Here is a 21,350-nt window from a genome sequence, read left to right on the forward strand (position 1 = left end):
GACCATCGTAACGATGAGCCTCCAGCCCGGTGTCGTACGCTGGGCACCGATGAGAGAGCTCACCGCCGACCAGATCCGCGCCAGCATGGTCAACGCCAGCGAGGCCGAGATCGAGCGGATGACCCTGCCGGGCCTGCACGAGACCGTGTGGGCCGACCGCGAGTACCTGGGCTGGCGCGACCCGGCCGGCTCACCGCGCGGCTACATCGTGCACTGGGTCGACGAGCGGCCCGTGGGGATCCTCGTGCGGGCGGCGACCACGGCGCTGCGCCCCGGCATCGGGGCGATGTGCTCGCTGTGCCACACACCGCAGCCCTCGACCCAGGTCGTCATGTTCAGCGCCCCGCGCGGGGGCGAGGCCGGTCGCGACGGCAACTCGATCGGCACCTACATCTGCGCCGATCTGGCGTGCTCGATCATGATCCGCATCGTGCCGGGCACGAGCGAGCTGACCCTCATGCGCGATGAGCTCATCGCCCGCCGCAGCGCGGGGCTGAGGCAGCGTCTCGAGAACTTCACCGCGAACATCCTCAAGACCGCCTGACAGGCGGCCTACCGGGACATCAGCGCGAGTCGCGCCGACCCATGAGGTGGAACGGGATGGCGAGCGAGAGCGACGCCGACATGATGCCCGTGAAGAACACGGCCGCGGCGAACTGCTCCGGCACCGCGTAGGCGTAAGCGAAGAGCACGAACGACGACACGAAGAGGAAGACCGAGACGGCCACGGCGAGAATGTTCATGATGGCTCCATTGTGCCAGGTCTGCTCGGGATAATGGCGCATGACCTCTGCGACCACCTCCGCCGCTCCCGCCCGTTTCCGCCCTGCCGGGCGCATCCGTCGGCGGGTGCGTGCGATCGGTCTGGGGGCGCTCGCCGCCCTCGCGCTCGTGATCGTCGGCTTCTTGATCTGGGCCAACACGCCGTACCGCGCCGAGCGGGCACCGGTGATCGCGGTGTGGGCCAACCCCGATGTGCAGGTGCAGTACCTCGATGAGGGCATCCTGCTGTCGCCGACGGGCGATGCTGTCGTGCCCGAAACCTCGACGGGGCTCGTGTTCGTGCCCGGCGCGCGGGTCGAGGCGCACGCCTACATGTTCCAGCTCAGCGGCGTCGTCGAGCAGCACGGCGTGACGGTGCTCATCACCGAGCCGACGCTCAACCTGGCGTTCTTCGACACCCGCGGGCTCGACCAGTTCACGACGGCGGCGCCCGAGGTCGACCGCTGGTTCGTGGGCGGGCACTCGCTCGGCGGCGTTCGCGCCTGCCTCATGACTCCGGGCGCCGAGGTCGAAGGGCTCGTGCTCTTCGGCAGCTACTGCGCGAACGATCTGAGCGGTTCGGGCCTCACGGTGCTCAGCATCGCGGGCGAGAACGACGGGCTCTCGACTCCGGGGATCATCGACGAGAACGCGCCCCTCCTGCCGGGCGACGCACGCTTCGTCACGATCGAGGGCGCGAACCACGCGAGCTTCGGCGACTACGGGCCGCAGTCGGGTGACGGCGAGCGCTCGATCTCGAGCGAGCAGATGCGTGCCGAACTCTCGGCGCTGCTCGGCGAGGTGCTCGGCTAGGCCGTCTCGTCTGCGGGGGCGGCAGCCGCGGCCGGGGTCACGGCGTCGGTCGCCGTCGCGGCTGCGATCTTCTCGCGGCGGGTGAGCGCCATGAGCCACCAGATGAGCGCCCCGACGAGGATTCCGCCGATGAGCGCGATGACGGGGGTCAGCAGCACGGGGCCGGCCAGGCGGCTCTCGGTGAGCAGGTTCGCGAGTCCGACGTAGATCCAGAACAGGGCGATGTCGACGAGCGCCGCGATGCCCACGGCCGCCATCGTGACCTTCCAGGGGCCGCGCAGGCCTGCGGCCGAGAGCATCCACCCGCTCACCAGGATGGCGAGGCCGATAAGGATGAGGCTGCCGATGAGGAAGGAGAGCACGACCCAGAACAGCAGGTCGGAGCCGCCGTCGAGGGCGCGCAGCACCGCGTTGGGGTCGTCGCCGCCGAGCGAGCGCGTGATGCTGCCGATGATGTTGCCGAACAGCGCGGTCGCGACGAGGGCGGCGAGCGACATGCCGAACAAGAACCAGCCGGTCTGGAAGATGGTGTGGGCCACGGCCCCGGCGATGAGGCTGCTCTGCGTCTGGTTGCGCGTGAGCGGGTGGGCGCTGCCGCGCGGGGTGGTGGCCATGAGGGCTGCTCCTTGCTCGGGTGGACACTGCGAATCTAGCGCCTAGAGTGACCGCATGCAGAAGAACGCCCTGCTCGTGGGAGGCTCGGGTCAGGTGGGGGTCGCGACGGCGCGCGCGCTGCTCGCGACGGGCACGAGCGTGACGGTCGCCCACCGCGGAAACCGCCCGCTGCCGCCGGATCTCGCCGGTCACGTCGCCGAGCTCACTCTCGATCGCGGCGATGCAGATGCCCTCACCGCGGCCGCGCGCGGCCACGATCTCGTGCTCGACTGCGTCGCTTTCACCCCCGGCGACGTCGCCCCCTATGCGGCTCTCGCCGGCGAGGTCGGATCTCTCGTGGTCATCTCGACCGCCTCGGTGTATCTCGGCACGAACGGCACGTGGATGGACGCGGCGACGGGCGACGACGACTTCCCGCGCTTCCCCGTGCCCGTCACCGAGCAGCACCCGATCGTGAGCGCCAACGTCGAGGGCTATTCGCCGCAGAAGGCCGCGATGGAGCGGGCGCTGCTCGCCGTCGACGGTCTGCCGGTGACGATCCTGCGGCCGGGCGCGATCCACGGCCCCGGCTCGCCGGCGCTGCGCGAGTGGTATTTCATCAAGCGCGCTCTCGACGGTCGCCGCCGGGTTCCGCTCGTCGACCGCGGCGAGAGCCGCTTCGCGACCTCCGCGACGACCGTCATCGGCGAGCTCGTGCGGCTCGCGGGCGAGCATCCGGCACGCCGCGTGCTCAACGCCGTCGACGAGCCGACGCCGACGGTGCTCGAGATCGGGCAGGCCGTGTTCGCGCACCTGGGCCACAGCGCCGAGTTCGAGCTGCTGCCCCGCGGGGCGGGCGGCCCCGACAGCACGGTCGGCCAGACGCCGTGGTCGGTTCCCGTTCCCGTCGTGCTGAGCATGCAGGCGGCGCAAGAGCAGCTCGGCTTCCAGCCGCACGGCAGCCACCGGGCGACGATCGGCCCGGCCATCGAGTGGATGCTCGAGGCCGTCGCCGACACCGACTGGCGCGAGCGGTTCCCCGGCCTGACGCGCTACGGCGCCGAGGGCTGGTTCGACTACGACGCGGAGGACGCGCTGCTGGGCGACTGATCGTCGGCCGTTGCGCGTTGGGCTCCGACGCGCTCGGTGATGTACGAGACCACGATCGCCGAGGCGGTGCCGACGATCACGATGCCGCCGCCCATGAGCATCACGGCGAGGAAGCGGCCCGGCACCGTGACGGGATAGGTGTCGCCGTAGCCCACGGTCGCGAGCGTGACGATCGCCCACCAGAGGGCGTCGCCGAAGTTCTGGATCGTGGACTCGGGGGCATCGCGCTCGACCTGCAGCGTCGCGAGCGCGATGACATAGATGTAGACGACCGCGTAGACCAGTGCGTGGGCGATGACCGAGCCGCGCACGGCCGCGCCCGACCGTCCGCGCAGCACGGGGATGTAGCGCAGCAGCCCGGCGACGCGCAGCGCGCGGAAGAGCGGCACGACGAGGGCGAGGACGTCGAGGGGGTGCGTGAGCACGAAGCGCACGCGACGGCCGCGATCGGTCAGGGCGACCCGCGCGACCATGTCGACGAGGAAGACGACCCACGTGCTCACGACGACGACGGCGATCGCGATGCCGAGCCAGGGCTGCGGGTCGCTCACGAGCACCCATGCGGAGTAGGCCGCGAGGAACAGCAGACCCAGCACGGCGAGCGTCGACGAGGTGCGGGCCTCCCAGGCGAGTCGGCGGGCATCGAGCATGGTCATCGGCGGGCTCCTCTTCGCGCTCGTGCGCTCAATTGTGCTCGGTCGGGGGGCGGTGGCGCTCGCCGACGCGCTCGACGCCGGCTTCGACGATGCGCGCGAGCAGAGCGTCGGATGCGGGGCGCCCGTGCACGAGAGCACTCGTCATGACGGGCCCCTCGAGCTCGATCACGGCATCGTCGACCGCGGCCGGATCGAGCCCGTGGTCGAGCAGCATCGCGCGCAGCGGCGCGCAGCCCTGCTCGACGAGGCGAGAGCGCAGGGCCCGCATGTCGGGGTCGACGGCCGCGCGCTCACCCATCGCGAGCAGGATGAACGCGAGCGGGCCGGGATGCAGCGCCGCGCGCAGCTGCTCGAGGTGGGTGCGCAGGTCGGCCGCGAGGTCTCCCGTGCGCGCGGAGGTCGGAAAGCTGGCGCTCGCGAGGGCGTCGTGCAGCAGCTCGTGCGACCCGGGCCAGTGCCGGTAGATGGTGCGCCGCGCGACACCGCTGACCTCGGCGACGCGCGTCGGCGTGACGGCGAGCAGGCCCTCGTCGAGCAGCACCGTGCGGGCGGCCGCGAGCACCGATTCGCGCGTGCGGGCGATGCGAGCATCCACAGAATTCTCCCGGTTGTGACTCGATCTGTGTCACATCTACGCTGTGACACATGGTGAGTCACAATCTAGCCGCCGCAGGAGCCTGGTTCGAGCGCGCCGCGGCCGACAACTCGCGCGAGTTCTGGGCGCGCGAGAAGCAGCGGTACGCCGATGAGGTGCGCGCTCCGTTCCTCGAGCTGCTGAGCGCGGTCGACGCCGACCCAGCCGCGTGGAAGGTGTACCGGCCGCACCACGACACGAGGTTCTCGGCCGATAAGGGTGTGCTGAAGACCTTCATCGGCGCGCTGCGCGTCGAGCCCGATGGAACCGGCCGCTATCTGCAGCTCGACGCCCGCGGCGTCCTGGCATCGAGCGGCATGCCCTACCTCGCGCCCGATCAGCTCGCGTCGTGGCGGGCGGCGCTGCTCGACGACGCCCGTGGCGCCGATTTCACGCGGGCGGTCGCGGCGGCGCAGGCCGCGGGCGGCACGCTCAAGAGCGGGTATCCCGAGCCGCTCGCCACCGCTCCGCGCGGCGTGCCGCGCGACCACGAGCGCATCACCTGGCTGCGGTGGAAGGGCGTCGAGGTCTTCGGCCGCCTCGCGCACCCGGCCGAGGACGCGGCCGCCTGGACCACGTCGATCTGGGCGGCCGGTGCGCCGATCGGTGCCTGGCTCGCGAGCGCCGTGGGACCGAGCGCGATGGAGCGCCCGCGACGCTGAGTGCCTGCGTCGACCGCTCTCAGGTGGAGCCGGGCTCCGAATGATGAGATGACAGCACTCGCCCCGACCTCGGAGACCCCATGCCGCGCACCGCCCTCGACACGACCGTTCCGAACCTGACGGGCCGCCTCGCGGTCGTCACGGGCGCCAACAGCGGCCTCGGCTTCGGCCTCACGGGCCGTCTCGCCGCCGCGGGAGCCGAAGTCGTCATGGCCGTGCGCAACCGCGAGAAGGGGCAGCGGGCGCTCGACGAGCTGCAGGCGCAGAATCCGGATGCCCGCCTGCGGCTGCTCGACCTCGACCTCGCCTCGCTCGCGAGCGTGCGCTCGGCCGCGCAGAGCCTGCTCGATGAGGATCGCGCGGTCGACATACTGATCAACAACGCCGGCATCATGGCCGTGCCCGACCGCCGCGAGACGGCCGACGGCTTCGAGCTGCAGTTCGGCAGCAACCACCTCGGGCCGTTCGCGCTCACGGGGCTGCTGCTGCCGGCGCTGCAGCGCGCCGAGGCGCCGCGCGTCGTGTCGACGAGCAGCATCGCGGCCAACGCCGGGCGGTGGCAGTGGGACAACCTGCAGGCCGAGAAGTCGTACAGCGCGTGGGGCGCCTACGGCCTGTCGAAGCTCGCGAACCTCGTGTTCGCGCGCGAGCTGCAGCGGCTGAGCGCGCTCAACGGCTGGGGCGTCACGAGCATCGCCGCGCACCCGGGTGGCACCGCCACGAACCTGCAGACCACCGGCCCCCGCGACGGCCGCCCGCCGAGCCCCGCGCAGCAGCGCCGCACCGCGCGGTTCATGCAGGGCGTCGACCAGGGAATCCTGCCCTCGCTCTATGCGGCGACCAGCCCCGCGGCGACGCCCGGCGGCTACTACGGCCCGAACGGGCTGTTCGAGGTGCGCGGCCTTCCGGCGCCGGCGCGCCTGCCGCGCGGGGCGCGCGACGCGACCGCCGCCGTGCTGCTCTGGGACGCCTCGGAGCGGCTGACGGGTGTGCGGTACGCCGAAATCGCTGAGACGGTGTCTCGCTAACCCGGAAAGCGCGTAGCCTGGAGCAACTGTGACTGCTCCTGCCGCCGCGCGCCGCGGCCACCTCGTCGACCTGCGCCCGCTGCGCGAGAGCCCCGCCTTCGCCCGCATGTGGGCGGGTGCGGCGATCACCGGCATCGGCAGCCAGATGACGATCGTCGCCGTCGGGCTCGACATCTACGACCGCACCGCGTCGACGCTCGCCGTCTCCCTCGTCGCCGCCTTCGCGCTCGGGCCGATGATCGTGTTCGGGCTCTACGGCGGCGCGCTCGCCGACCGCTTCGACCGGCGCCGGGTCGCCCTCGTGGCCGCCTACGCGGCGTGGGGGTCGACCGCGGCGATCGCCGTCTACAGCTGGCTCGGCGTGCCCGACATCTGGCCGCTCTACGCCTTCATCACGATCAACTCGGTCGCCGCCGTCATGGTGCAGGTGGCCCGGCAGGCGATGATCCCCCGACTGGTGCGGCTCGAACTGCTGCCTGCCGCCGGAGCCCTCGGCGGCATCAGCGCGGGCGTGCAGCTCACCGTCGGGCCCGCGCTCGCGGGGCTCTTCGTGGCATACCTCGGCTTCAGCGTGACCTACACGGTCGACGTCGTGCTCTTCCTCGCCGCCTTCTACGGCCTCTACACGCTGCCCGCGATGATCCCCGACGGCGAGCGCCGCCGGGCCGACCTGCGCTCGATCGTCGAAGGCTGGCGGTTCTTGCGGGTCGCGCCGAACATCCGCGCCTCGTTCGTGCTCGACATCGTCGCCATGACGTTCGGCAACCCGCGCGTGCTCTTCCCGGCCATCGGCGCCCTGCTCATCGGCGGCGGGGCCGTCACCGTGGGCATCCTCTCCTCCGCGGGCGCGGTCGGGATGCTCGTGCTGGGCCTGCTGTCGGGTCGCGTCGCCGCCGTGCGCGCCCACGGGAAGGGCATGGTCATCGCCGTCGCGGCGTATGGCGGCAGCATCCTCCTGTTCGGCGTGCTGCTGCTCGTCACCGCGGTGCTGCCGATCGAGGTGGGCACCGACATCACCGAGGCCAACGTTCCCGCGCTCATCATCGCCTCGGTGCTGCTCGCGCTCTCGGGGGCCGCCGACTCGGTGAGCATGATCTACCGCACCACGATGATCCAGGCGGCCGTGCCCGACGTCATGCGCGGGCGACTGCAGGGGCTCTTCACCGTCGTCGTCAACGGCGGGCCGCGGGTCGGCGACCTCTACGTCGGCGCGCTCAGCCTGACGCTGCTGCTGTGGTTCCCGCCCCTGCTCGGCGGGCTCATCATCATCGTCGTGTGCGCGGTCTTCCTGCGCGTGTACCGCAGCCTGCGCGACTACGACGCGCTCGACCCGCAGCCCTGAGCGGCGCGCGCCTGACAGGATGGGGCGACCGGGTCCCGATCCAGAAGGAGGCGACCCATGGCTGAATCGGCCGAGAACCGCGTGGCGGTCTACATCGACTTCGACAACATCGTCATCTCGCGCTACGACCAGGTGCATGGTCGCGGCGCCTGGCGCAAAGACAACGTCTACAAGCTCGCGCCCGGGCTCGCCGATGCCAGCCCCGAGCAGAAAGACAAGGTGCGGCACGCGACGGTCGACATCAGCGCCATCCTCGACTTCGCCTCGGCCTTCGGCACGATCGTGCTCTCGCGCGCCTACGCCGACTGGTCGGTCGGCGTCAACGCCACCTACCAGGGGCAGCTCATGGATCGCGCGGTCGACCTCACCCAGCTGTTTCCCGCCACGCAGCAGATGAAGAACGGCGCCGATATCCGCCTCTCGGTCGACGTCGTCGAAGACCTCTTCCGGTTGCCCGACATCACCCACGTCGTGATCGCCGCCGGTGACAGCGACTACATCGCCCTGGCCCAGCGGGCCAAGCGCCTCGGCCGCTACATCGTCGGCATCGGCGTGGCCGGAGGCACGAGCAAGTCGCTCGCCGCGGCGTGCAACGAATACGCCGACTACGACTCGCTGCCGGGCATCCGCCCCGCCGCGCACATCGCCGCCGGGCTCGTCGTCGCGCCCGACGCGACCGAGCCTGCCGCGCCCGCGAAGCGCTCGCGGCGCGCCTCGACGGCGGGTGCCACGGCCGAGGCTGCGGGCGCCGAGCTCGAGGCCGCGGGCGGCGCTGCGGGAGCATCCGGAGCCTCGACCGAGTCGGCGACCTCGAAACGCGCCGCCACCGCCCTCATCGTGCGGGCCCTGCGGCTCGTGCACGAGGCCGACGACACCGACTGGGCGCACGCCTCAGCCCTCAAGCAGCAGATGAAGCGCCTCGACCCGGCGTTCAACGAGAAGGCGCTCGGCTACAGCTCGTTCACGAGCTTCCTGAAGTCGCGCGCCAACATCGTCGAGCTCGACGAGTCGACCCAGACGCGCCTGGTGCGGCTGCGCGAATAGCAGGGTCGCGCCTGGTGCGGCTGCGCGAATAGCAGGGTCGCGCTTAGTGCGGCCGCGCGAATAGCAGCATTGCACGCGGGCAGGTCGAGGGCCACACTGGGGGTCTGCACTCGTTCACCCCCGAGCGTCGATCCGACCGAACGAGGTTTCACTGTGCCCGCCCCCGCCGCCCCGCCGCCGCTCGCCCCCGGTCTCGTGCTGACCGACGGCGGCCTCGAGACCACCCTCATCTTTCATGACGGGTTCGAGTTGCCCGACTTCGCCGCCTTCCCCCTCGTCTCCACCACGGGCGGCCGCGACGCCCTCGAGCGCTACTACCTCGCATACGTCGACATCGCGAGGCGGCACGGCACGGCGCTCGTGCTCGAGACGCCGACCTGGCGCGCGAGCCACGACTGGGGCCGACGGCTCGGCTACAGCTCGGCAGCGCTGCGTGCCGTCAACATCGCGGCGGTCGAGCAGCTGCGCGCCCTATGTGACGCGCACGGGCGCGGTCAGCCGCCCATCACCATTAGCGGCAACCTCGGCCCGCGCAGCGACGGCTACGCGCCGACGACGGTCATGACCCCGACTGAGTCGGCGGCCTACCACAGCGAGCAGATCCGGGCCCTCGCCGATGGCGGTGCCGACATCATCACGGCGCTGACGATCACCTACGTCGATGAGGCGATCGGCATCGTGCGCGCCGCCGTGGAGCACAGCATGCCCGTCGTCATCTCGTTCACGGTCGAGACCGATGGATCGCTTCCGAGCGGCCAGGCGCTCGAGGCCGCCATCGCTGAACTCGACGCGGCGACCACCGCCGGCGCGGAGTACGTCATGGTGAACTGCGCGCATCCGACGCACTTCTCGTTGGTGCTCGACCCCGGCTCGCCGGCTCTCGGGCGCATCCGCGGTGTGCGCGGCAACGCGTCGACCCGCAGCCATACCGAGCTCGACGAGGCCGATGAGCTCGACGAGGGCGACCCCGTCGCGCTCGCGGCCCTCTACCGCGAGCTGCTGGCAGTGCTGCCGAACCTGACGATCATGGGCGGATGCTGCGGCACCGACGACCGCCACATCGAGGCGATCGCGGTGGCGTGCGCGCCGCTGCTGCCGCGCTGACCTCGGTTCTCAGCCCAGCAGGCCAAGCAGCGCGTCGACCGTGCGCAGGTTGCGCGCCGTGCCCGCGACGCCGAGGGCGCGCAGCAGGCGGGTGAGGTCGAGCTCGGCGCGGCCCGCGCCGTTGGCAAACCGCACATGCAGGTTGTCACCGATGAGGGCCCACTGGTCGGCTCCGCTCGGCACCTCGGCCGCCGCCGTCGAATCTGCGGGCGGGCTGGTCAGCGGCACCAGGTACGAGAAGGCCGGGTCGGCAATGACGAAGGGATGCGCATCCCGCGCCGCGCGCAGCGCCGCCGAATCGCGCACGATGACCTCACGATGGAACCCGAAGCGGGCCTCGACCTGATCTTCGAGGTCGCGCGCGAACGCGAGCGGGTCGCCCGGCGGCGTGGCGATGAGGTTGCCCGAGGCGATGTAGGTCTGCACCTCGGTGGCTCCGAGCTCAGCGGCGAGCGCGCGCAGCTCGGCCATGGGCAGCTTGGCCGTGCCGCCGACGTTGACGGCGCGGACCAGGAAGACGTGCGTCACGAGACGTCGACCAGTTCGATGTGCACGCGCGCCTCGTCACCCGCGCTCAGCCCTTCGGCCTGCCGCACCGCTTTCTTGACCGGCAGCACGTAGGCCTGCTGCTTCGAGTCGGGGAACAGGCTCGTCATCCACTCGCTGCCGCCGATGCGCACACGCACGCGCACGCTGCCGAACCCGTTCGTGAGGCCGTGAGTGCGCGCGTCGATCTCGTCGCTGATCGCCACCGGAACCGTGACGAAGTGCCAGGCGGCGGAGCCGGTCCACTCGTAGAGCGCGGCCGTGAAGTCGAAGGCGGTGGGCTGGGCGTCGGATGCTCGCACCGGGTCAGTCTGCCGCAGAGGGGTGACGGCGCTCAGTGACGGGTCGCGAGGCTCGTCGATCGGTCACTTGTTGAGTTCGACTGCCCGGTGGTCGGTAACGAGTGACCGATCGACGACGGTCGTACCACCAGCACTCCGCAGACTCCCGAATCTCAGGACTCGCCCCCGCTCAGGGGGTGCCGCGGCCGACCCCCGACCACCAGAATGGAGCCAGGCTCGCTTTCTGCGCGGGTCGGCACCGGGGGGATCCATGAGCGAGGCGGGCAGGTCGGCGGGCGACGAGTCACGCCGGCTCGTCGCGCTCGCCGACGCCTTCGACGCCCGTGCGGCCGAGGCGCGCGCCGCCGCCGAACGGTGGATGATCGCCCACCGCACCGAGCAGCAGGTGGCCGGCACGCTCGCCCCGTTGACCGCGTGCGGCTACACCTTCTTGCACGACCGCGGCTGGCCCGGCGCCAAGCGCGGCAGCCGCGCCCAGATCGACCACGTGCTGGTCGGGCCGGGCGGCGTCTTCGTCGTCGACACGAAGGGCTGGCGCGACGTGGGCCTCGCGAGCGGCCGCATCTTCCGCGGGCAAGCCGACGTGACCGACGACCTGGCCGGGCTCGCCGACGTGGGCGTGAGCACCGAGGCGGCGCTCGTCGAGCTGGGGCTCGCTCCGGGTGAGGTGAGGGTGGTCGTGGTGCTGGCCGGATCCGCCATTGACCCGGTGCCGCTCGCGAGCCTGGGCGGCCTGGTGGTGGTCGGCGAGCGGAGGGCATCCGCGTTCATCAACGGGTTCGGCAGGCGCCTGACCGATCGCCAGCAGAACGCGGTGCTCGGCGCGGTCATGCAGCACTTCCCGGTGCTGGGCGACGAGCCCGTGCCGCTCGATCTGAGCGTGGCCGAGCCGGTGCTCGACGAGCCCGCCCTGCTCACCGTCGACGAGGTGGCCGACACGTTCTTGGCCGGGATGCTCGCCGCCCCGATCGAGGAGTGGATGGCCTTTCTGCACCCCGATCAGGCCAAACTCGTGCGACGCAGCTTCTCTGGCCCGGCGCGCATCCGCGGCGCCGCGGGCACCGGCAAGACGGTCGTAGGGCTGCATCGGGCGGCGTACTTGGCGAGGGGCTCCACGGGGCGCATCATCGTCACCACCTTCGTCAAGACGCTACCGGCGGTGCTCGGCACGCTGCTCGAACGGCTCGCGCCCGAGACGGTCGACCGCGTCGAGTTCACGGGCGTGCACGCCTTCGCGATGCGGGTGCTGCGCGAGCGCGGGCAGCGGGTCACGCTCGATTTCAGCGAGGCGACGCAGGCCTTCAACTACGCGTGGGGCACCGTCGGGCGGCGTGGGCCGCTGTTCGCGATCGACGCGAACCCGCGCTACTGGCGCGACGAGATCGGGTCGGTCATCAAGGGCCGCGGGCTCACGACCTTCGAGCAATACGCCGACCTGCCGCGCGCCGGCCGGCGGCGCCCGCTGCGGCTCGAGCAACGTCGGGCAGTGTGGCAGCTGCACCTCGCCTACGAGGCGGCGCTGCGCGAGCGCGGCCTGCTCGACTTCGAAGACGTCATCCTGCGCGCCGAGGCCTCCCTGCGCGAAACCCCGATGACCGGCGTCGACCACGTCATCATCGACGAGGCGCAAGACCTCTCGTGCGCGATGCTGCGCATGCTGCACGCGATCGTCGGCGACCGCCCCGACGGCCTGACTCTGATCGGCGACGGCCAGCAGACCATCTACCCCGGCGGCTACTCGCTCGCCGAGGCGGGCATCTCGGTCGCCGGCCGCGGAGTCGTGCTCTCGACCAACTACCGCAACACCCGCGAGATCGCGGCGTTCGCGGCGGCGATCGTTGAGGGCGACGAGTTCGTCGACCTCGAGGGCGGGCCGGGGCGGGCGGATGCTGCGCTCGACGTTCCGCGCACGGGCCCGTCGCCCGAGCTCGCGTCGTTCGCGTCTGTCGCTCTGCATGACACGGCGCTCGTGTCGCACGTGCGCACGCTGGTCGCCTCGGGCGTCGACCCCGGCGACATCGGCGTGCTGACCGCAACGAATCGGGATGCTCTCGCCATGCTCGCCGCGCTGCGCGCCGCCGGCTTCGACGCCATCGAGCTCGAGAGTTACGCGGGCCTCAGTGCCCCGTCAATCAAGGTCGGAACGATCAAGCGCGCCAAAGGCCTCGAGTTCAAGCAGGTACTGCTGGCCCGGGTCGATGGGTCGCTGCTGGGGGCGGTTGCCGCCGACCTCGACGAGGGCGCGCTCGAACGGCGAGAGATCGAGCGGCGAGAGTTGTACGTCGGCATGACCCGTGCCCGCGATGGGCTGTGGGTTGGCGAGCTCAAGACCGAAGAGTAAACACAGCCAAGAACAGCCCGCCACCTTATCGCTATCCACGCCCGGATCAGTCACGAACAATCCCAGAAGTAGACAGAGCGTCGAGCTACAAAAGGCCGACTGCCGTGCACTCTCCGAGCTAAGTGGCCAAAGCTTCAAGGTTCACTTCAAGACGTCCCGAGGTTGACCAGGGTGTCTACGCGAATCGGGAAGGGCCGTACGCGCAAAGCCGCTGCCTCGAGATGCCTAAGGTCGGTCTCACTCCAGTCCGGATCGGAAGTTGCGAGAACTAGACGGTCAGCACCAATCGATGAGGCGACCTTCAACAACTTGTCGGTTTGTGCGAGCCGCTTGCCCCTGCCGCCGAAGCTGCCTCTTAGCTTTGCCTCAACAACGACGAGCTCGTCGTTGACGCAAGCGACGAGATCGACTTCAGCAACGGGGTCGTTCGACGCGGCGTCGAAAAACTGCAGCTGCGGCGCATCCGCGTAGCTCCTTGCTCCGGTTCGAAGTGCATTGGCCGCCAGCAAATCGATTTCTCCGTTGTGGCGGAGAAACTCTCGAAAAGTGGCGTAGAGGTCATAGACCCACCTCGGCTCGAAAGTGCGGCGCCTCCATCGGTGCGAAGTCAGCACGTTCGCCCCGCCGCACTGTGGACATTGGTACTCGTGCCTCAGGAGATCCATCGTTATGAACGATGGCCGCCCGCACTCTTGACATCCGAGAACCAAACCGCGCCTAAGCAGGCCGCCTTCTATCAAACGATCAATGAGGTCGAGCCGATCCTCCAGCGTGTGGTTGGGGAGTTGAGCGGCGATAGCTTCATGAGTCAAATACGGCTCCACTCCTAACACCAAAGTGTTCTGGTCGCGGTCGCTCGGACTTTGCCGCTCGGCGAGTGGAACGAAAGCGCGAAAGAAATGCAGTAGGTCTGGGGTCATCAGGTCTAAAAGTGCCACGCGATCCCCGAGCCTGCGACGTATCAGTTCAGCCCGCCGGCCCGCCTCGGAAATGTCGACTCTGAAACCACTCGCGCCAGCCTTCGCCTGGATCCAAGCCGTCATCGAGAGACTACGGAAACGTGGGCGCCCGATCTGCGAACTCATCAATGCGCCTGCAGGAACGAAACCCATGGATCGTGGGTCGAAGGTGTACCCGTTGCGACTCGCACGCATAGAAACTTCCGGGAAACCACCACTCGAAACAAGAAGTGCCTCGGATGGCAGATCACGCCCGGACGGGGTTCCGGAAGAAAACTGGGCGACATCGACATACCAATATGGATACTGAGTGGCCGAGTCTCGGTAAAGCCTCTTGGTCGGCACGGGTGTCTCTAGGCCCGTCAAGGCTTCGCGCGTGCCCGTCGAGTCGGTCGAAAACGGGATCGAAACAGATGCGCCAACGAACTCGTCTAGCACGAGGGAGCTCCGCCCTCGTCCGAGCTGTGGAGTACCGACGCGCACGTTGTCTCTCCGGTGAGTTTCGTCGACAACTTCGCCGTTGATGCGAATCTCGAACTCATTGGTCAGGATTCTTTCGCGGGTTCGCGCCAGTGCATCAAGGCTTACGGACGCCGAAGTGACTACTACTCTCGTCGCCCGGTGTTCGAAGTCAGAGATACGCCGATCAAGTGGGAAACGAATCGATCGGCTGAACAGTTCTTCTTCCAACATCGCGCTAGTGAGCCACAACCCATAGCCGACTAAGCGGTCGTATGCGAGCGCGAGACAGTAGTCCGAGGCGGTATCGCCGACCACGATTACGCCTGCTTCCTCGACCCACCCTTGAGACACCGGGAGCAGATTCTGACCATCGAGCCAAAGGGTGCTTTTGCTGTCTACATCTGGAGCGTGTTCAGCGGGCCCAGGTCCGCTTGGCGAATTTGACCACTTAAGCCCTTCAGGGGGAGCGGTTTGCTCGGGCCTAGCCAACCAGGAAAAAAGCTCTATGCCCGGCTCCTCGGAAGGCGCGTGGGCGGCTCGCACCCCTGTTCGCAAAGCGGCAAGAAGTCCCCAGTCAGATCGCCAGGCCTCGTCTGCTGCAAGCACCACACTTGAAATGGGAGGCGCCGCCGGCGGCAACGACCCAGCCCGCGGCGCCAAGTCCTGATCGAGCTCGACGTGCCGAATCAGCTCCGGTGCTTCGCGGTCGAGTGCAGCTCGCCCCCTGCGAAGAGGCGAGCACCACGAAGCCACAGTTCGCCTTGCGCGCTCTGCCGCTTGGTCTGGAAAGGGCATTGCGACGTTCTCGATCAAATTGTCGCGGCGTGCGGCGTCGTCGACCCCCTCAAACTGAATCGATCCCGGGTACCACGTCTCCCACTGGGTTACGGAAACTCGCAAGGCCACAACATGGTCAGGATCGTGCGCGCGAACCAAGTCTCGAAATTGCTCGATGACTTCGCCGTCGTCCGAGAACGGGATTAGTATGTGTCCGCCACCTCCCCAACGAGTCGAAGCGAAGCGCAGTGCCAACATGACCCAGTCTCGCCAACGCTCATCATCGCGAATCAAAATGGCGATTCGCGGCGGCCTCAACACGAGTGAGGACGACAGGAATCCAACGGTGGTGGCGGTCATGGTGCCATTCAATCGCACAGCTCGAATTGCGGGTCTGGGTGTTCGGAAAACGCTCAAGCTTCGTTCCAGCTAGCGACGAACTTTGGATTTGCAGAGCGGCGCGCAGCGCCTTGCAGAGTGTCGCAAGGCTCCTGGTCTAGGGAACCTGCGCCCGCCCCAGCACGAGCTCTCTGACGCGCGCCGCATCGGCCTTGCCGCCCATCGACTTCATGACGGCGCCGATCACGGCCCCGGCGGCCTGCACCTTGCCATCGCGGATCTTCTCGAGCACGTCGGGCTTCTGCGCCAGGACCGCATCGACCGCCTGTATGAGGGCTCGGTTGTCAGGGACAACCTGGAGTCTTCGGCCGGGTGACAAGTATCAGTCGTCCGCGGAGTTACTCGCCCAAGTCGCTGACAGCGAAGCAATGAGTTCACGTACCTCGGCTTCATCGCGCACTCGAACTCCGACACCCTCCTTGATCATGCCGTCGAGGCTTACTGCGAACTCCTCGTCGTCTCGGTTTATGACCACCTTGATTTGAGGCGTGTAGTCGGTGGGAAGCAGTGTGGGGTAAAGGCCCCCTGCTTCGCCGCGTTCAAAGTAAACCTCGTCGCCCTCGGCTGCGAGAAGCAATGTCCGCGGAGTTCGCCCTGCTCGACCGACAGCTACGCCCACTGGCCCAACTGCGAACATCAGAATTGGTGGCCAGCGCTTGCTCAAGCGGCTCAGTTCGGGCAGTGCCTTTTGAGCGGCCTTATCGGACCTGACATGGCAGGCGAGAGAGACCATGGGCGCGCCGACCAACTCAGTAAGTGCGTGATCGAGCACTTCGAACCTCCTCAGATACCCACTGCCGGGACGAAGCATAACGAGCATGAGGATGACGGTCACCAGCCCCATGACCGCGATGGAGCCGGCGATGATCTCGCGATCATCGTCGAATCGAGGCGCCAAAGGTCCCCACAAGAAGAGGGCGATGAGTACCCCGCACACTGCCAGCAGGGCGGCCGAGACAGCCACGAGCCGACGCCATGCGAAAGCCTGCTCGCCCATGTCTGGCTAAGCCTGCGCCCGCTCCAGCACCAGCTCACGCACGCGCGCCGCATCGGCCTTGCCGCCCATTGACTTCATGACCGCGCCGATCACGGCTCCGGCCGCCTGCACTTTGCCCTCGCGGATCTTCTCGAGAACATCCGGCTGCGCCGCGAGCGCCGCGTCGATGGCCTCGATAAGTGCGCCGTCGTCGGAGACGACCTGCAGGCCGCGCGACTCGACGACCTCAGCCGGGGTGCCCTCCCCCGCGATGACGCCCTCGACGACCTGACGCGCCAGACGATCGGTCAGGGCACCGGAGTCGACGAGGGCGACGATGGCCGCGACATCCGTCGGGGTGATCAGGGCGGCGGGCTCGGCGTTCTGGGTGTTGGCGATGCGCGCGATCTCGCCCGTCCACCACTTGCGAGCCTGCTGGGGGGCGGCTCCGGCGGCGACCGTCTCGTCGACCTCGACGAGCAGCCCCGAGTTGACGACGTCGCGGAACTCGAGGTCGGTGAAACCCCACTCCTCCTTCAGGCGGCGTCGGCGGGCGGCCGGGGCCTCGGGGAGGGCATCCCGCAGCTGCTGGATCAGCGCCGGCGACGGAACCACCGGCAGCAGGTCGGGCTCGGGGAAGTAGCGGTAGTCGTCGGCGTCGCTCTTGACGCGACCGGGCGAGGTGGTGCCGGTGTCTTCGTGCCAGTGGCGGGTCTCTTGCTGAATCTCGCCGCCGGCCGCGAGGATCGCCGCCTGCCGCTGGATCTCGTAGCGGATGGCGCGCTCCACCGACCGGAACGAGTTGACGTTCTTCGTCTCGGTGCGCGTTCCGAGCTTCTCCTGCCCGCGCGGACGCAGCGAGACGTTGGCGTCGCAGCGCAGGTTGCCGCGCTCCATGCGGGCCTCGCTGATTCCGAGGGCGCGCGCGATGTCGCGGATGAGCGAGACGTACGCCGCCCCCAGCGCGGGCGCGTCGGCCTCGGCGCCGATGATCGGCTTCGTCACGATCTCGACGAGCGGAACGCCCGCGCGGTTGTAGTCGACGAGCGAAAACTCAGCGCCCTGGATGCGGCCCGTCGACCCGCCGACGTGGGTCAGCTTGCCGGCGTCTTCCTCCATGTGGGCGCGCTCGATGGGCACCGTGAACAGGCGGCCGTCGGGCAGCTCGACCTCGACCTCGCCCTCGAAGGCGATCGGCTCGTCGTACTGGCTGATCTGGTAGTTCTTCGGAGTGTCGGGGTAGAAGTAGTTCTTGCGGCTGAACGTGCTGCTCTCGGCGATCTGGCAGCCGAGGGCGAGGCCCAGCGAGATGGCGTAGCTCACGGCCTGCTCGTTGACGACCGGCAGGCTGCCCGGCAGGCCGAGGCAGACCGGAGTGATCGCCGTGTTCGGGTCGGTCACGGCGTTGCCGCTGAAGGCCGGGTTCGGGGCGTCGGAGAACATCTTGGTGCGGGTCGAGAGCTCGACGTGCACCTCGAAGCCGAGCACCGGCTCGAACAGCTCGAGTGCCTTGTCGAAGTCCATGAGTTCCGCGCGCGCCATGCGTCAATCCTACGGGCGTTGCGGGCGGGGGCCGGATGCTCGGGCGGGGCTGCTCGGCAGCGCGACGGGCCTCAGCGTTGCGGTGGGTGCGGCATCGGGGGCGGTCCCGCGTGAACCACGCCGTTCTCATCGCCGACCGTGAAGATCGTCGTCGCGTCGAGGTTGATCGTGTCGCCGGCGTAGAGATTCACCGCGAGGCTCGCGCGGCGCACCGAGTTGATGCTGTTGAGGTACGCCAGATGCGTGCAGAAGCGGTCGGCGACGAATTCTGGGATGTCCCCCGCGGCCACCACGTAGGCAACGGGTGTGCCGCTCGCGTCGAGAACCGCCTCGCCCCTCGCGTATTCGCGCGCACCACGGTCGACCGGCACGATCGGCTTCTCCCCCGCCACCGCGATCGGGTCGTCGGGCGCCGCGAACGTCGTCGTGAAGCACTCGCCCCAGGTCAACATGCAGCCCGTCATGGTGCCGCGTTCTTCGCAGAGGCGAACCTGCTCGTCTTGCCCCAGGGCGGCCCATTCGGCGGTGCCCTGCTCGGGAGCATCCTGCTCAGGCGCCGCCGTCGGCTCGGGCGCGGCGCTCTCCGCCGCGACCGGCTGGTCGGCGGGTGCTTCGGTCGCGGCAACGCAGCCGGTCAGCGCGAGCGCCGCGGCGAGCACCAGGGCGGTGGAAGTCGATCGACGCACGGAGCCTGCCGTTCACAGAAAGCGGAAGAATGCTCGATCAGCTTGTCACGGTCGGGTCGGAGAGTCGAGAGCGGCGGGCGCGGCCGGCGGAGAGCATCCACGCCGCACCGTCGACGAGGGCGTGCAACGCGATGAGCAGAATCGCCGCCGCGGCGGGCCAATCGAGCTCGGCGATGAGGATGATGCCCAGAATGACGCTCACGTGCAGCACGATCATGCGGGGGTAGGCGCTCATCATGAGGGCCGAACCGCGCCGCTCGGGCACGGGGCCGAAACGGGCGGCGAACACCTGGGCCGTGCCGCCGATGATCCAGACGAGAAGCGCGCCCCACCAGTTGAGGGGAGACGGCTCGCTCTGCGCCGGCAGGAAGACGCCGGCGATGAGCAGCAGCACGAAGACGCCGTGCACGAGCGTGAAGATTCCGTAGTGCAGGGCGAAGAAGCTCGCGAGGGCGCGCCCGGCGCCGGGGCCGCGCACGGGCCGGCCGTTGACGCGCAGCTCGCCGATGTGCTCGGGGTCGTCGCCGCCGGGCGCATCAGCCGAACGGATCATCGTGATCACCATCGCCACCCCGCGACTGATGTTCTCGAGCCAGTAGAGCAGCACGATCTCGCGCCAGTCCCAGCCGAGCAGCAGCACGCCGACGAGCGGCAGCGCGGTGTACGCGGCGAGGGTGATCAGGCGGGTCAGCATCGACGCCGATTCTTGCAGGGGGGTGGATGCTCTGTCTCGAGTGTTCTCGCGGGCTCTCGTCTCGGCGGCCAGCGAACCCCGCCTCTGGGCGCCCTGCCGTGCGTCGCCCAGCCCGCCTTCCCCGGCTGCCAGAGAACCCCGCTCCTCCTCCACAAGCAGCCCTGCGAAACCTTATCCACGAGTTTCACTCATGCTCTGTACACCAGTTCTATAGTGCGGGAGAATCAGGTATGGCTCATTCGAACACCACGACGATCGACGCTTCTGGCGTCGACGCGATGGACGACGTGATGTTCGACGTGCCGACGCTCGAGCTCTACGCGGGGGCGCTCGTGGGCCAGTTGGCCGATGACGCGCTGCTCGATCTGCAGTCCCGACTCGCCGTGCTGCGGCGCCGCACCGAGACCAACCTCGCGATCCTCGCCGACGAGATCGCCCGGCGCTCGCACCACTCGCTCGGTCATGACGGTCTCGCTCAACGGCTCGGCAGCCGCACTCCGCAGGCTCTCGTTCAGCACCTCACCGGAACAAGCGCGCGCGACGCCGCCGCCCTCGTGCGCGTGGGTTCGATGCTCGGGTCGATGCTGGGGTCGACGCTCGGGTCGACGCTCGGGTCGACGCTCGGGTCGACGCTGGGGTCGACGCTCGGGGCGGCCGACAGTAGCCCTGCTGCGCCCGCGCTCGGGGCGGCTGACAGTGCGCCTACCACCCCCGCATGCCCGTGGCTCGAGCCGATCGCCGCAGCCGTCTCCGAAGCGCGACTGAGCGTCGAGGCGGGCGACACGATCGCTCGGTCGCTCGGCGAACCCAATGACCACGTCACGGCAGCGCAGCTCGCGTCCGCCGCGACCCAGCTCGTCGCCGAAGCGGCCGTGCTCACGCTCGAGCAGGTGGCGGTGCGCGCGCGCAACGCCCGCGCCCTGCTCGACCTCGACGGTCAGCCCGAACAGGTCGCCGAGCGCGAGCAGGCCCTGCGTGACCGGCGCTACCTCTTCCTCAGCCGCCAATCCGACGGCATGACCCGCCTCAGCGGGCTGCTCGACCCCGAATCGGCCGCCCTCGTGCGCGACGCCGTCGACGGCGCAACGTCGCCCCGCCGTGGCGGCCCGCGGTTCGTGAGCCCGGGCGAGCGCGAGCGCGCCGAGCGGATCACGCGCGACGCGCGCACGACCCAGCAGCTCGCCCTCGACGCGCTCGTCGACCTCGTGCGCATCGGCGGCGAGGTCGCCCCGACCGAGCTGATCGGCACGCGCTCCCCCGCCGTGCAGGTGATCGTCGCCGAGCGCGACCTGCGCGCCGGCCTCGGCCTCGCCCGCATCGAAGGCCAGACCGAGCTCGTGAGCATCGACACGGCCGACCGGCACGGATGCTCATCCGGCGTCGTCCCCATCGTCATCGACGCGCGAGGCGATGTCGTCGCGCTCGGCCGTGAGACGCGGCTCTACACCCGACGGCAGCGGCTCGCGCTCGCCGCCCGCGACGGAGGCTGCCGGTTCCCCGGCTGCGATCGGCCACCCTCGTGGACGGAAGCGCACCACATCGTCCCCTGGTCAGAAGGCGGAGCGACCGACGTCGCCGACGGAGTCCTCCTCTGCCGCCACCATCACCTGCTGCTGCACAACAACGGCTGGCGGTTCGAACGACGTCGAGCGTCGGTGGGGCGCACGGGGCTCGCCGGCGACCTGCAGCTGATCCCGCCGAGATCGATCGACCCCGAGCAGAGACCGATCCCCGCCCCCAGCAAGAACCCGATCATCGAACGCGAGCGCGCCCTCGCGGGCGTCGGCTAGCGACGCGCACCCGGGCGTCGGCTAGCGACTCGCACCCGGGCGTCGGCTAGCGGCGCGCACCAGGGCGTCGGCTAGCGGCGCGCACCCCGGCGCTGACGCGCGGGCGCGAGAACTCGGGGGCGCAGGT

21 protein-coding genes and 1 pseudogene are annotated in these 21,350 nt (G+C 69.5%); 10 read left to right on the forward strand and 12 right to left on the reverse strand.

What is annotated here, in order from left to right; genetic code table 11:
* The first annotated feature begins 49 nt into the window (after positions 1 to 49).
* Positions 50 to 544 carry an FBP domain-containing protein gene (locus tag ACTIE9_RS06545; RefSeq protein ID WP_439564770.1) on the forward strand — a complete coding sequence of 165 codons (495 nt, stop codon included), beginning with the start codon at positions 50 to 52 and terminating at the stop codon, positions 542 to 544.
* Between the two features lie 19 nt (positions 545 to 563).
* On the opposite strand, the gene ACTIE9_RS06550 is transcribed toward ACTIE9_RS06545, so the two are convergent.
* Entirely contained in the window at positions 564 to 743 is a 180-nt protein-coding gene (locus ACTIE9_RS06550) for a hypothetical protein (RefSeq protein WP_439564771.1), read from the reverse strand.
* 40 nt (positions 744 to 783) lie between these two features.
* Here ACTIE9_RS06550 and ACTIE9_RS06555 point away from each other — a divergent pair, with 40 nt between their 5' ends.
* Positions 784 to 1,575 carry an alpha/beta hydrolase gene (locus tag ACTIE9_RS06555; protein ID WP_439564772.1) on the forward strand — a complete coding sequence of 264 codons (792 nt, stop codon included), beginning with the start codon at positions 784 to 786 and terminating at the stop codon, positions 1,573 to 1,575.
* Here the strand turns inward: ACTIE9_RS06555 and ACTIE9_RS06560 are convergent.
* Positions 1,572 to 2,189 (reverse strand): hypothetical protein, encoded by a 618-nt coding sequence (locus ACTIE9_RS06560; protein ID WP_439564773.1) that lies wholly within the window; start codon positions 2,187 to 2,189, stop codon positions 1,572 to 1,574. The two genes, ACTIE9_RS06555 and ACTIE9_RS06560, sit on opposite strands and share 4 nt — an antisense overlap.
* A gap of 55 nt (positions 2,190 to 2,244) precedes the next feature.
* Here ACTIE9_RS06560 and ACTIE9_RS06565 point away from each other — a divergent pair, with 55 nt between their 5' ends.
* Complete coding sequence (locus tag ACTIE9_RS06565; RefSeq protein WP_439564774.1) at positions 2,245 to 3,279, forward strand: NAD-dependent epimerase/dehydratase family protein; 1,035 nt, start codon at positions 2,245 to 2,247, stop codon at positions 3,277 to 3,279.
* On the opposite strand, the gene ACTIE9_RS06570 is transcribed toward ACTIE9_RS06565, so the two are convergent.
* Both ACTIE9_RS06570 and ACTIE9_RS06575 read right to left on the reverse strand, forming a co-directional pair.
* Positions 3,246 to 3,935 carry a potassium channel family protein gene (locus ACTIE9_RS06570; RefSeq protein ID WP_439564775.1) on the reverse strand — a complete coding sequence of 230 codons (690 nt, stop codon included), beginning with the start codon at positions 3,933 to 3,935 and terminating at the stop codon, positions 3,246 to 3,248. The genes ACTIE9_RS06565 and ACTIE9_RS06570 overlap by 34 nt on opposite strands.
* Before the next feature lie 28 nt (positions 3,936 to 3,963).
* Positions 3,964 to 4,530: a TetR/AcrR family transcriptional regulator gene (locus tag ACTIE9_RS06575; protein ID WP_439564776.1), complete on the reverse strand. Its 567-nt coding sequence runs from the start codon at positions 4,528 to 4,530 to the stop codon at positions 3,964 to 3,966.
* Between the two features lie 50 nt (positions 4,531 to 4,580).
* On the opposite strand from ACTIE9_RS06575, the gene ACTIE9_RS06580 reads away from it, so the two are divergent.
* The 5 genes from ACTIE9_RS06580 (at position 4,581) to ACTIE9_RS06600 (ending at position 9,749) form a co-directional block, all read left to right on the forward strand.
* Positions 4,581 to 5,231, forward strand: coding sequence for a DUF2461 family protein (locus ACTIE9_RS06580; RefSeq protein ID WP_439564777.1), 651 nt, complete (start codon positions 4,581 to 4,583; stop codon positions 5,229 to 5,231).
* Positions 5,232 to 5,311: 80 nt separating this feature from the next.
* On the forward strand, positions 5,312 to 6,259 hold the full coding sequence (locus ACTIE9_RS06585) for an SDR family oxidoreductase (protein ID WP_439564778.1): 948 nt from the start codon (positions 5,312 to 5,314) through the stop codon (positions 6,257 to 6,259).
* Between the two features lie 28 nt (positions 6,260 to 6,287).
* Positions 6,288 to 7,601 (forward strand): MFS transporter, encoded by a 1,314-nt coding sequence (locus ACTIE9_RS06590; RefSeq protein ID WP_439564779.1) that lies wholly within the window; start codon positions 6,288 to 6,290, stop codon positions 7,599 to 7,601.
* A 57-nt stretch (positions 7,602 to 7,658) separates the two neighbouring features.
* A complete protein-coding gene (locus ACTIE9_RS06595) occupies positions 7,659 to 8,645 on the forward strand; it encodes an NYN domain-containing protein (protein ID WP_439564780.1) in 987 nt (328 codons plus the stop codon).
* Between the two features lie 153 nt (positions 8,646 to 8,798).
* Positions 8,799 to 9,749, forward strand: coding sequence for a homocysteine S-methyltransferase family protein (locus tag ACTIE9_RS06600; RefSeq protein ID WP_439564781.1), 951 nt, complete (start codon positions 8,799 to 8,801; stop codon positions 9,747 to 9,749).
* Positions 9,750 to 9,758: 9 nt separating this feature from the next.
* Here the strand turns inward: ACTIE9_RS06600 and ACTIE9_RS06605 are convergent, their stop codons facing one another.
* On the reverse strand, positions 9,759 to 10,277 hold the full coding sequence (locus tag ACTIE9_RS06605) for a DUF1697 domain-containing protein (RefSeq protein WP_439564782.1): 519 nt from the start codon (positions 10,275 to 10,277) through the stop codon (positions 9,759 to 9,761).
* Entirely contained in the window at positions 10,274 to 10,597 is a 324-nt protein-coding gene (locus ACTIE9_RS06610; RefSeq protein WP_439564783.1) for a DUF1905 domain-containing protein, read from the reverse strand. Before ACTIE9_RS06610 ends, ACTIE9_RS06605 begins: the two co-directional genes overlap by 4 nt.
* A gap of 250 nt (positions 10,598 to 10,847) precedes the next feature.
* Here ACTIE9_RS06610 and ACTIE9_RS06615 point away from each other — a divergent pair, with 250 nt between their 5' ends.
* On the forward strand, positions 10,848 to 12,938 hold the full coding sequence (locus ACTIE9_RS06615; RefSeq protein ID WP_439564784.1) for a UvrD-helicase domain-containing protein: 2,091 nt from the start codon (positions 10,848 to 10,850) through the stop codon (positions 12,936 to 12,938).
* Positions 12,939 to 13,084: 146 nt separating this feature from the next.
* Here the strand turns inward: ACTIE9_RS06615 and ACTIE9_RS06620 are convergent, their stop codons facing one another.
* The 6 genes and pseudogenes from ACTIE9_RS06620 to ACTIE9_RS06645 form a co-directional block, all read right to left on the reverse strand.
* Entirely contained in the window at positions 13,085 to 15,496 is a 2,412-nt protein-coding gene (locus ACTIE9_RS06620; protein ID WP_439564785.1) for a hypothetical protein, read from the reverse strand.
* Positions 15,497 to 15,632: 136 nt separating this feature from the next.
* Positions 15,633 to 15,842, reverse strand: a pseudogene (locus tag ACTIE9_RS06625) (Asp-tRNA(Asn)/Glu-tRNA(Gln) amidotransferase subunit GatB); the annotation flags it as partial.
* 15 nt (positions 15,843 to 15,857) lie between these two features.
* Positions 15,858 to 16,532 carry a hypothetical protein gene (locus tag ACTIE9_RS06630; RefSeq protein WP_439564786.1) on the reverse strand — a complete coding sequence of 225 codons (675 nt, stop codon included), beginning with the start codon at positions 16,530 to 16,532 and terminating at the stop codon, positions 15,858 to 15,860.
* Positions 16,533 to 16,538: 6 nt separating this feature from the next.
* Positions 16,539 to 18,053, reverse strand: coding sequence for an Asp-tRNA(Asn)/Glu-tRNA(Gln) amidotransferase subunit GatB (gene gatB, locus ACTIE9_RS06635; RefSeq protein ID WP_439564787.1), 1,515 nt, complete (start codon positions 18,051 to 18,053; stop codon positions 16,539 to 16,541).
* Between the two features lie 71 nt (positions 18,054 to 18,124).
* Positions 18,125 to 18,739, reverse strand: a complete 615-nt coding sequence (locus ACTIE9_RS06640; protein ID WP_439564788.1) for a hypothetical protein — start codon at positions 18,737 to 18,739, stop codon at positions 18,125 to 18,127.
* 37 nt (positions 18,740 to 18,776) lie between these two features.
* Complete coding sequence (locus ACTIE9_RS06645) at positions 18,777 to 19,433, reverse strand: DUF6498-containing protein (RefSeq protein WP_439564789.1); 657 nt, start codon at positions 19,431 to 19,433, stop codon at positions 18,777 to 18,779.
* Between the two features lie 230 nt (positions 19,434 to 19,663).
* Here ACTIE9_RS06645 and ACTIE9_RS06650 point away from each other — a divergent pair, with 230 nt between their 5' ends.
* Positions 19,664 to 21,223: a DUF222 domain-containing protein gene (locus ACTIE9_RS06650; RefSeq protein ID WP_439564790.1), complete on the forward strand. Its 1,560-nt coding sequence runs from the start codon at positions 19,664 to 19,666 to the stop codon at positions 21,221 to 21,223.
* Positions 21,224 to 21,350 lie beyond the last annotated feature (127 nt).

This window comes from Microcella sp. (assembly GCF_051860105.1).
In the GTDB taxonomy this organism is placed as follows: domain Bacteria; phylum Actinomycetota; class Actinomycetes; order Actinomycetales; family Microbacteriaceae; genus Microcella.

Excerpts from the sequence above, each read along its gene's own strand:
- ACTIE9_RS06595 (WP_439564780.1), top strand. The coding sequence starts at position 7,659 with ATGGCTGAATCGGCCGAGAACCGCGTGGCGGTCTACATCGACTTCGAC.
- ACTIE9_RS06585 (WP_439564778.1), top strand. The coding sequence starts at position 5,312 with ATGCCGCGCACCGCCCTCGACACGACCGTTCCGAACCTGACGGGCCGC.
- ACTIE9_RS06555 (WP_439564772.1), top strand. The coding sequence starts at position 784 with ATGACCTCTGCGACCACCTCCGCCGCTCCCGCCCGTTTCCGCCCTGCC.
- ACTIE9_RS06560 (WP_439564773.1), bottom strand. The coding sequence starts at position 2,189 with ATGGCCACCACCCCGCGCGGCAGCGCCCACCCGCTCACGCGCAACCAG.
- gatB (WP_439564787.1), bottom strand. The coding sequence starts at position 18,053 with ATGGCGCGCGCGGAACTCATGGACTTCGACAAGGCACTCGAGCTGTTC.
- ACTIE9_RS06565 (WP_439564774.1), top strand. The coding sequence starts at position 2,245 with ATGCAGAAGAACGCCCTGCTCGTGGGAGGCTCGGGTCAGGTGGGGGTC.
- ACTIE9_RS06545 (WP_439564770.1), top strand. The coding sequence starts at position 50 with ATGAGAGAGCTCACCGCCGACCAGATCCGCGCCAGCATGGTCAACGCC.
- ACTIE9_RS06630 (WP_439564786.1), bottom strand. The coding sequence starts at position 16,532 with ATGGGCGAGCAGGCTTTCGCATGGCGTCGGCTCGTGGCTGTCTCGGCC.
- ACTIE9_RS06615 (WP_439564784.1), top strand. The coding sequence starts at position 10,848 with ATGAGCGAGGCGGGCAGGTCGGCGGGCGACGAGTCACGCCGGCTCGTC.
- ACTIE9_RS06620 (WP_439564785.1), bottom strand. The coding sequence starts at position 15,496 with ATGACCGCCACCACCGTTGGATTCCTGTCGTCCTCACTCGTGTTGAGG.
- ACTIE9_RS06580 (WP_439564777.1), top strand. The coding sequence starts at position 4,581 with ATGGTGAGTCACAATCTAGCCGCCGCAGGAGCCTGGTTCGAGCGCGCC.
- ACTIE9_RS06650 (WP_439564790.1), top strand. The coding sequence starts at position 19,664 with ATGGCTCATTCGAACACCACGACGATCGACGCTTCTGGCGTCGACGCG.
- ACTIE9_RS06645 (WP_439564789.1), bottom strand. The coding sequence starts at position 19,433 with ATGCTGACCCGCCTGATCACCCTCGCCGCGTACACCGCGCTGCCGCTC.
- ACTIE9_RS06550 (WP_439564771.1), bottom strand. The coding sequence starts at position 743 with ATGAACATTCTCGCCGTGGCCGTCTCGGTCTTCCTCTTCGTGTCGTCG.
- ACTIE9_RS06570 (WP_439564775.1), bottom strand. The coding sequence starts at position 3,935 with ATGACCATGCTCGATGCCCGCCGACTCGCCTGGGAGGCCCGCACCTCG.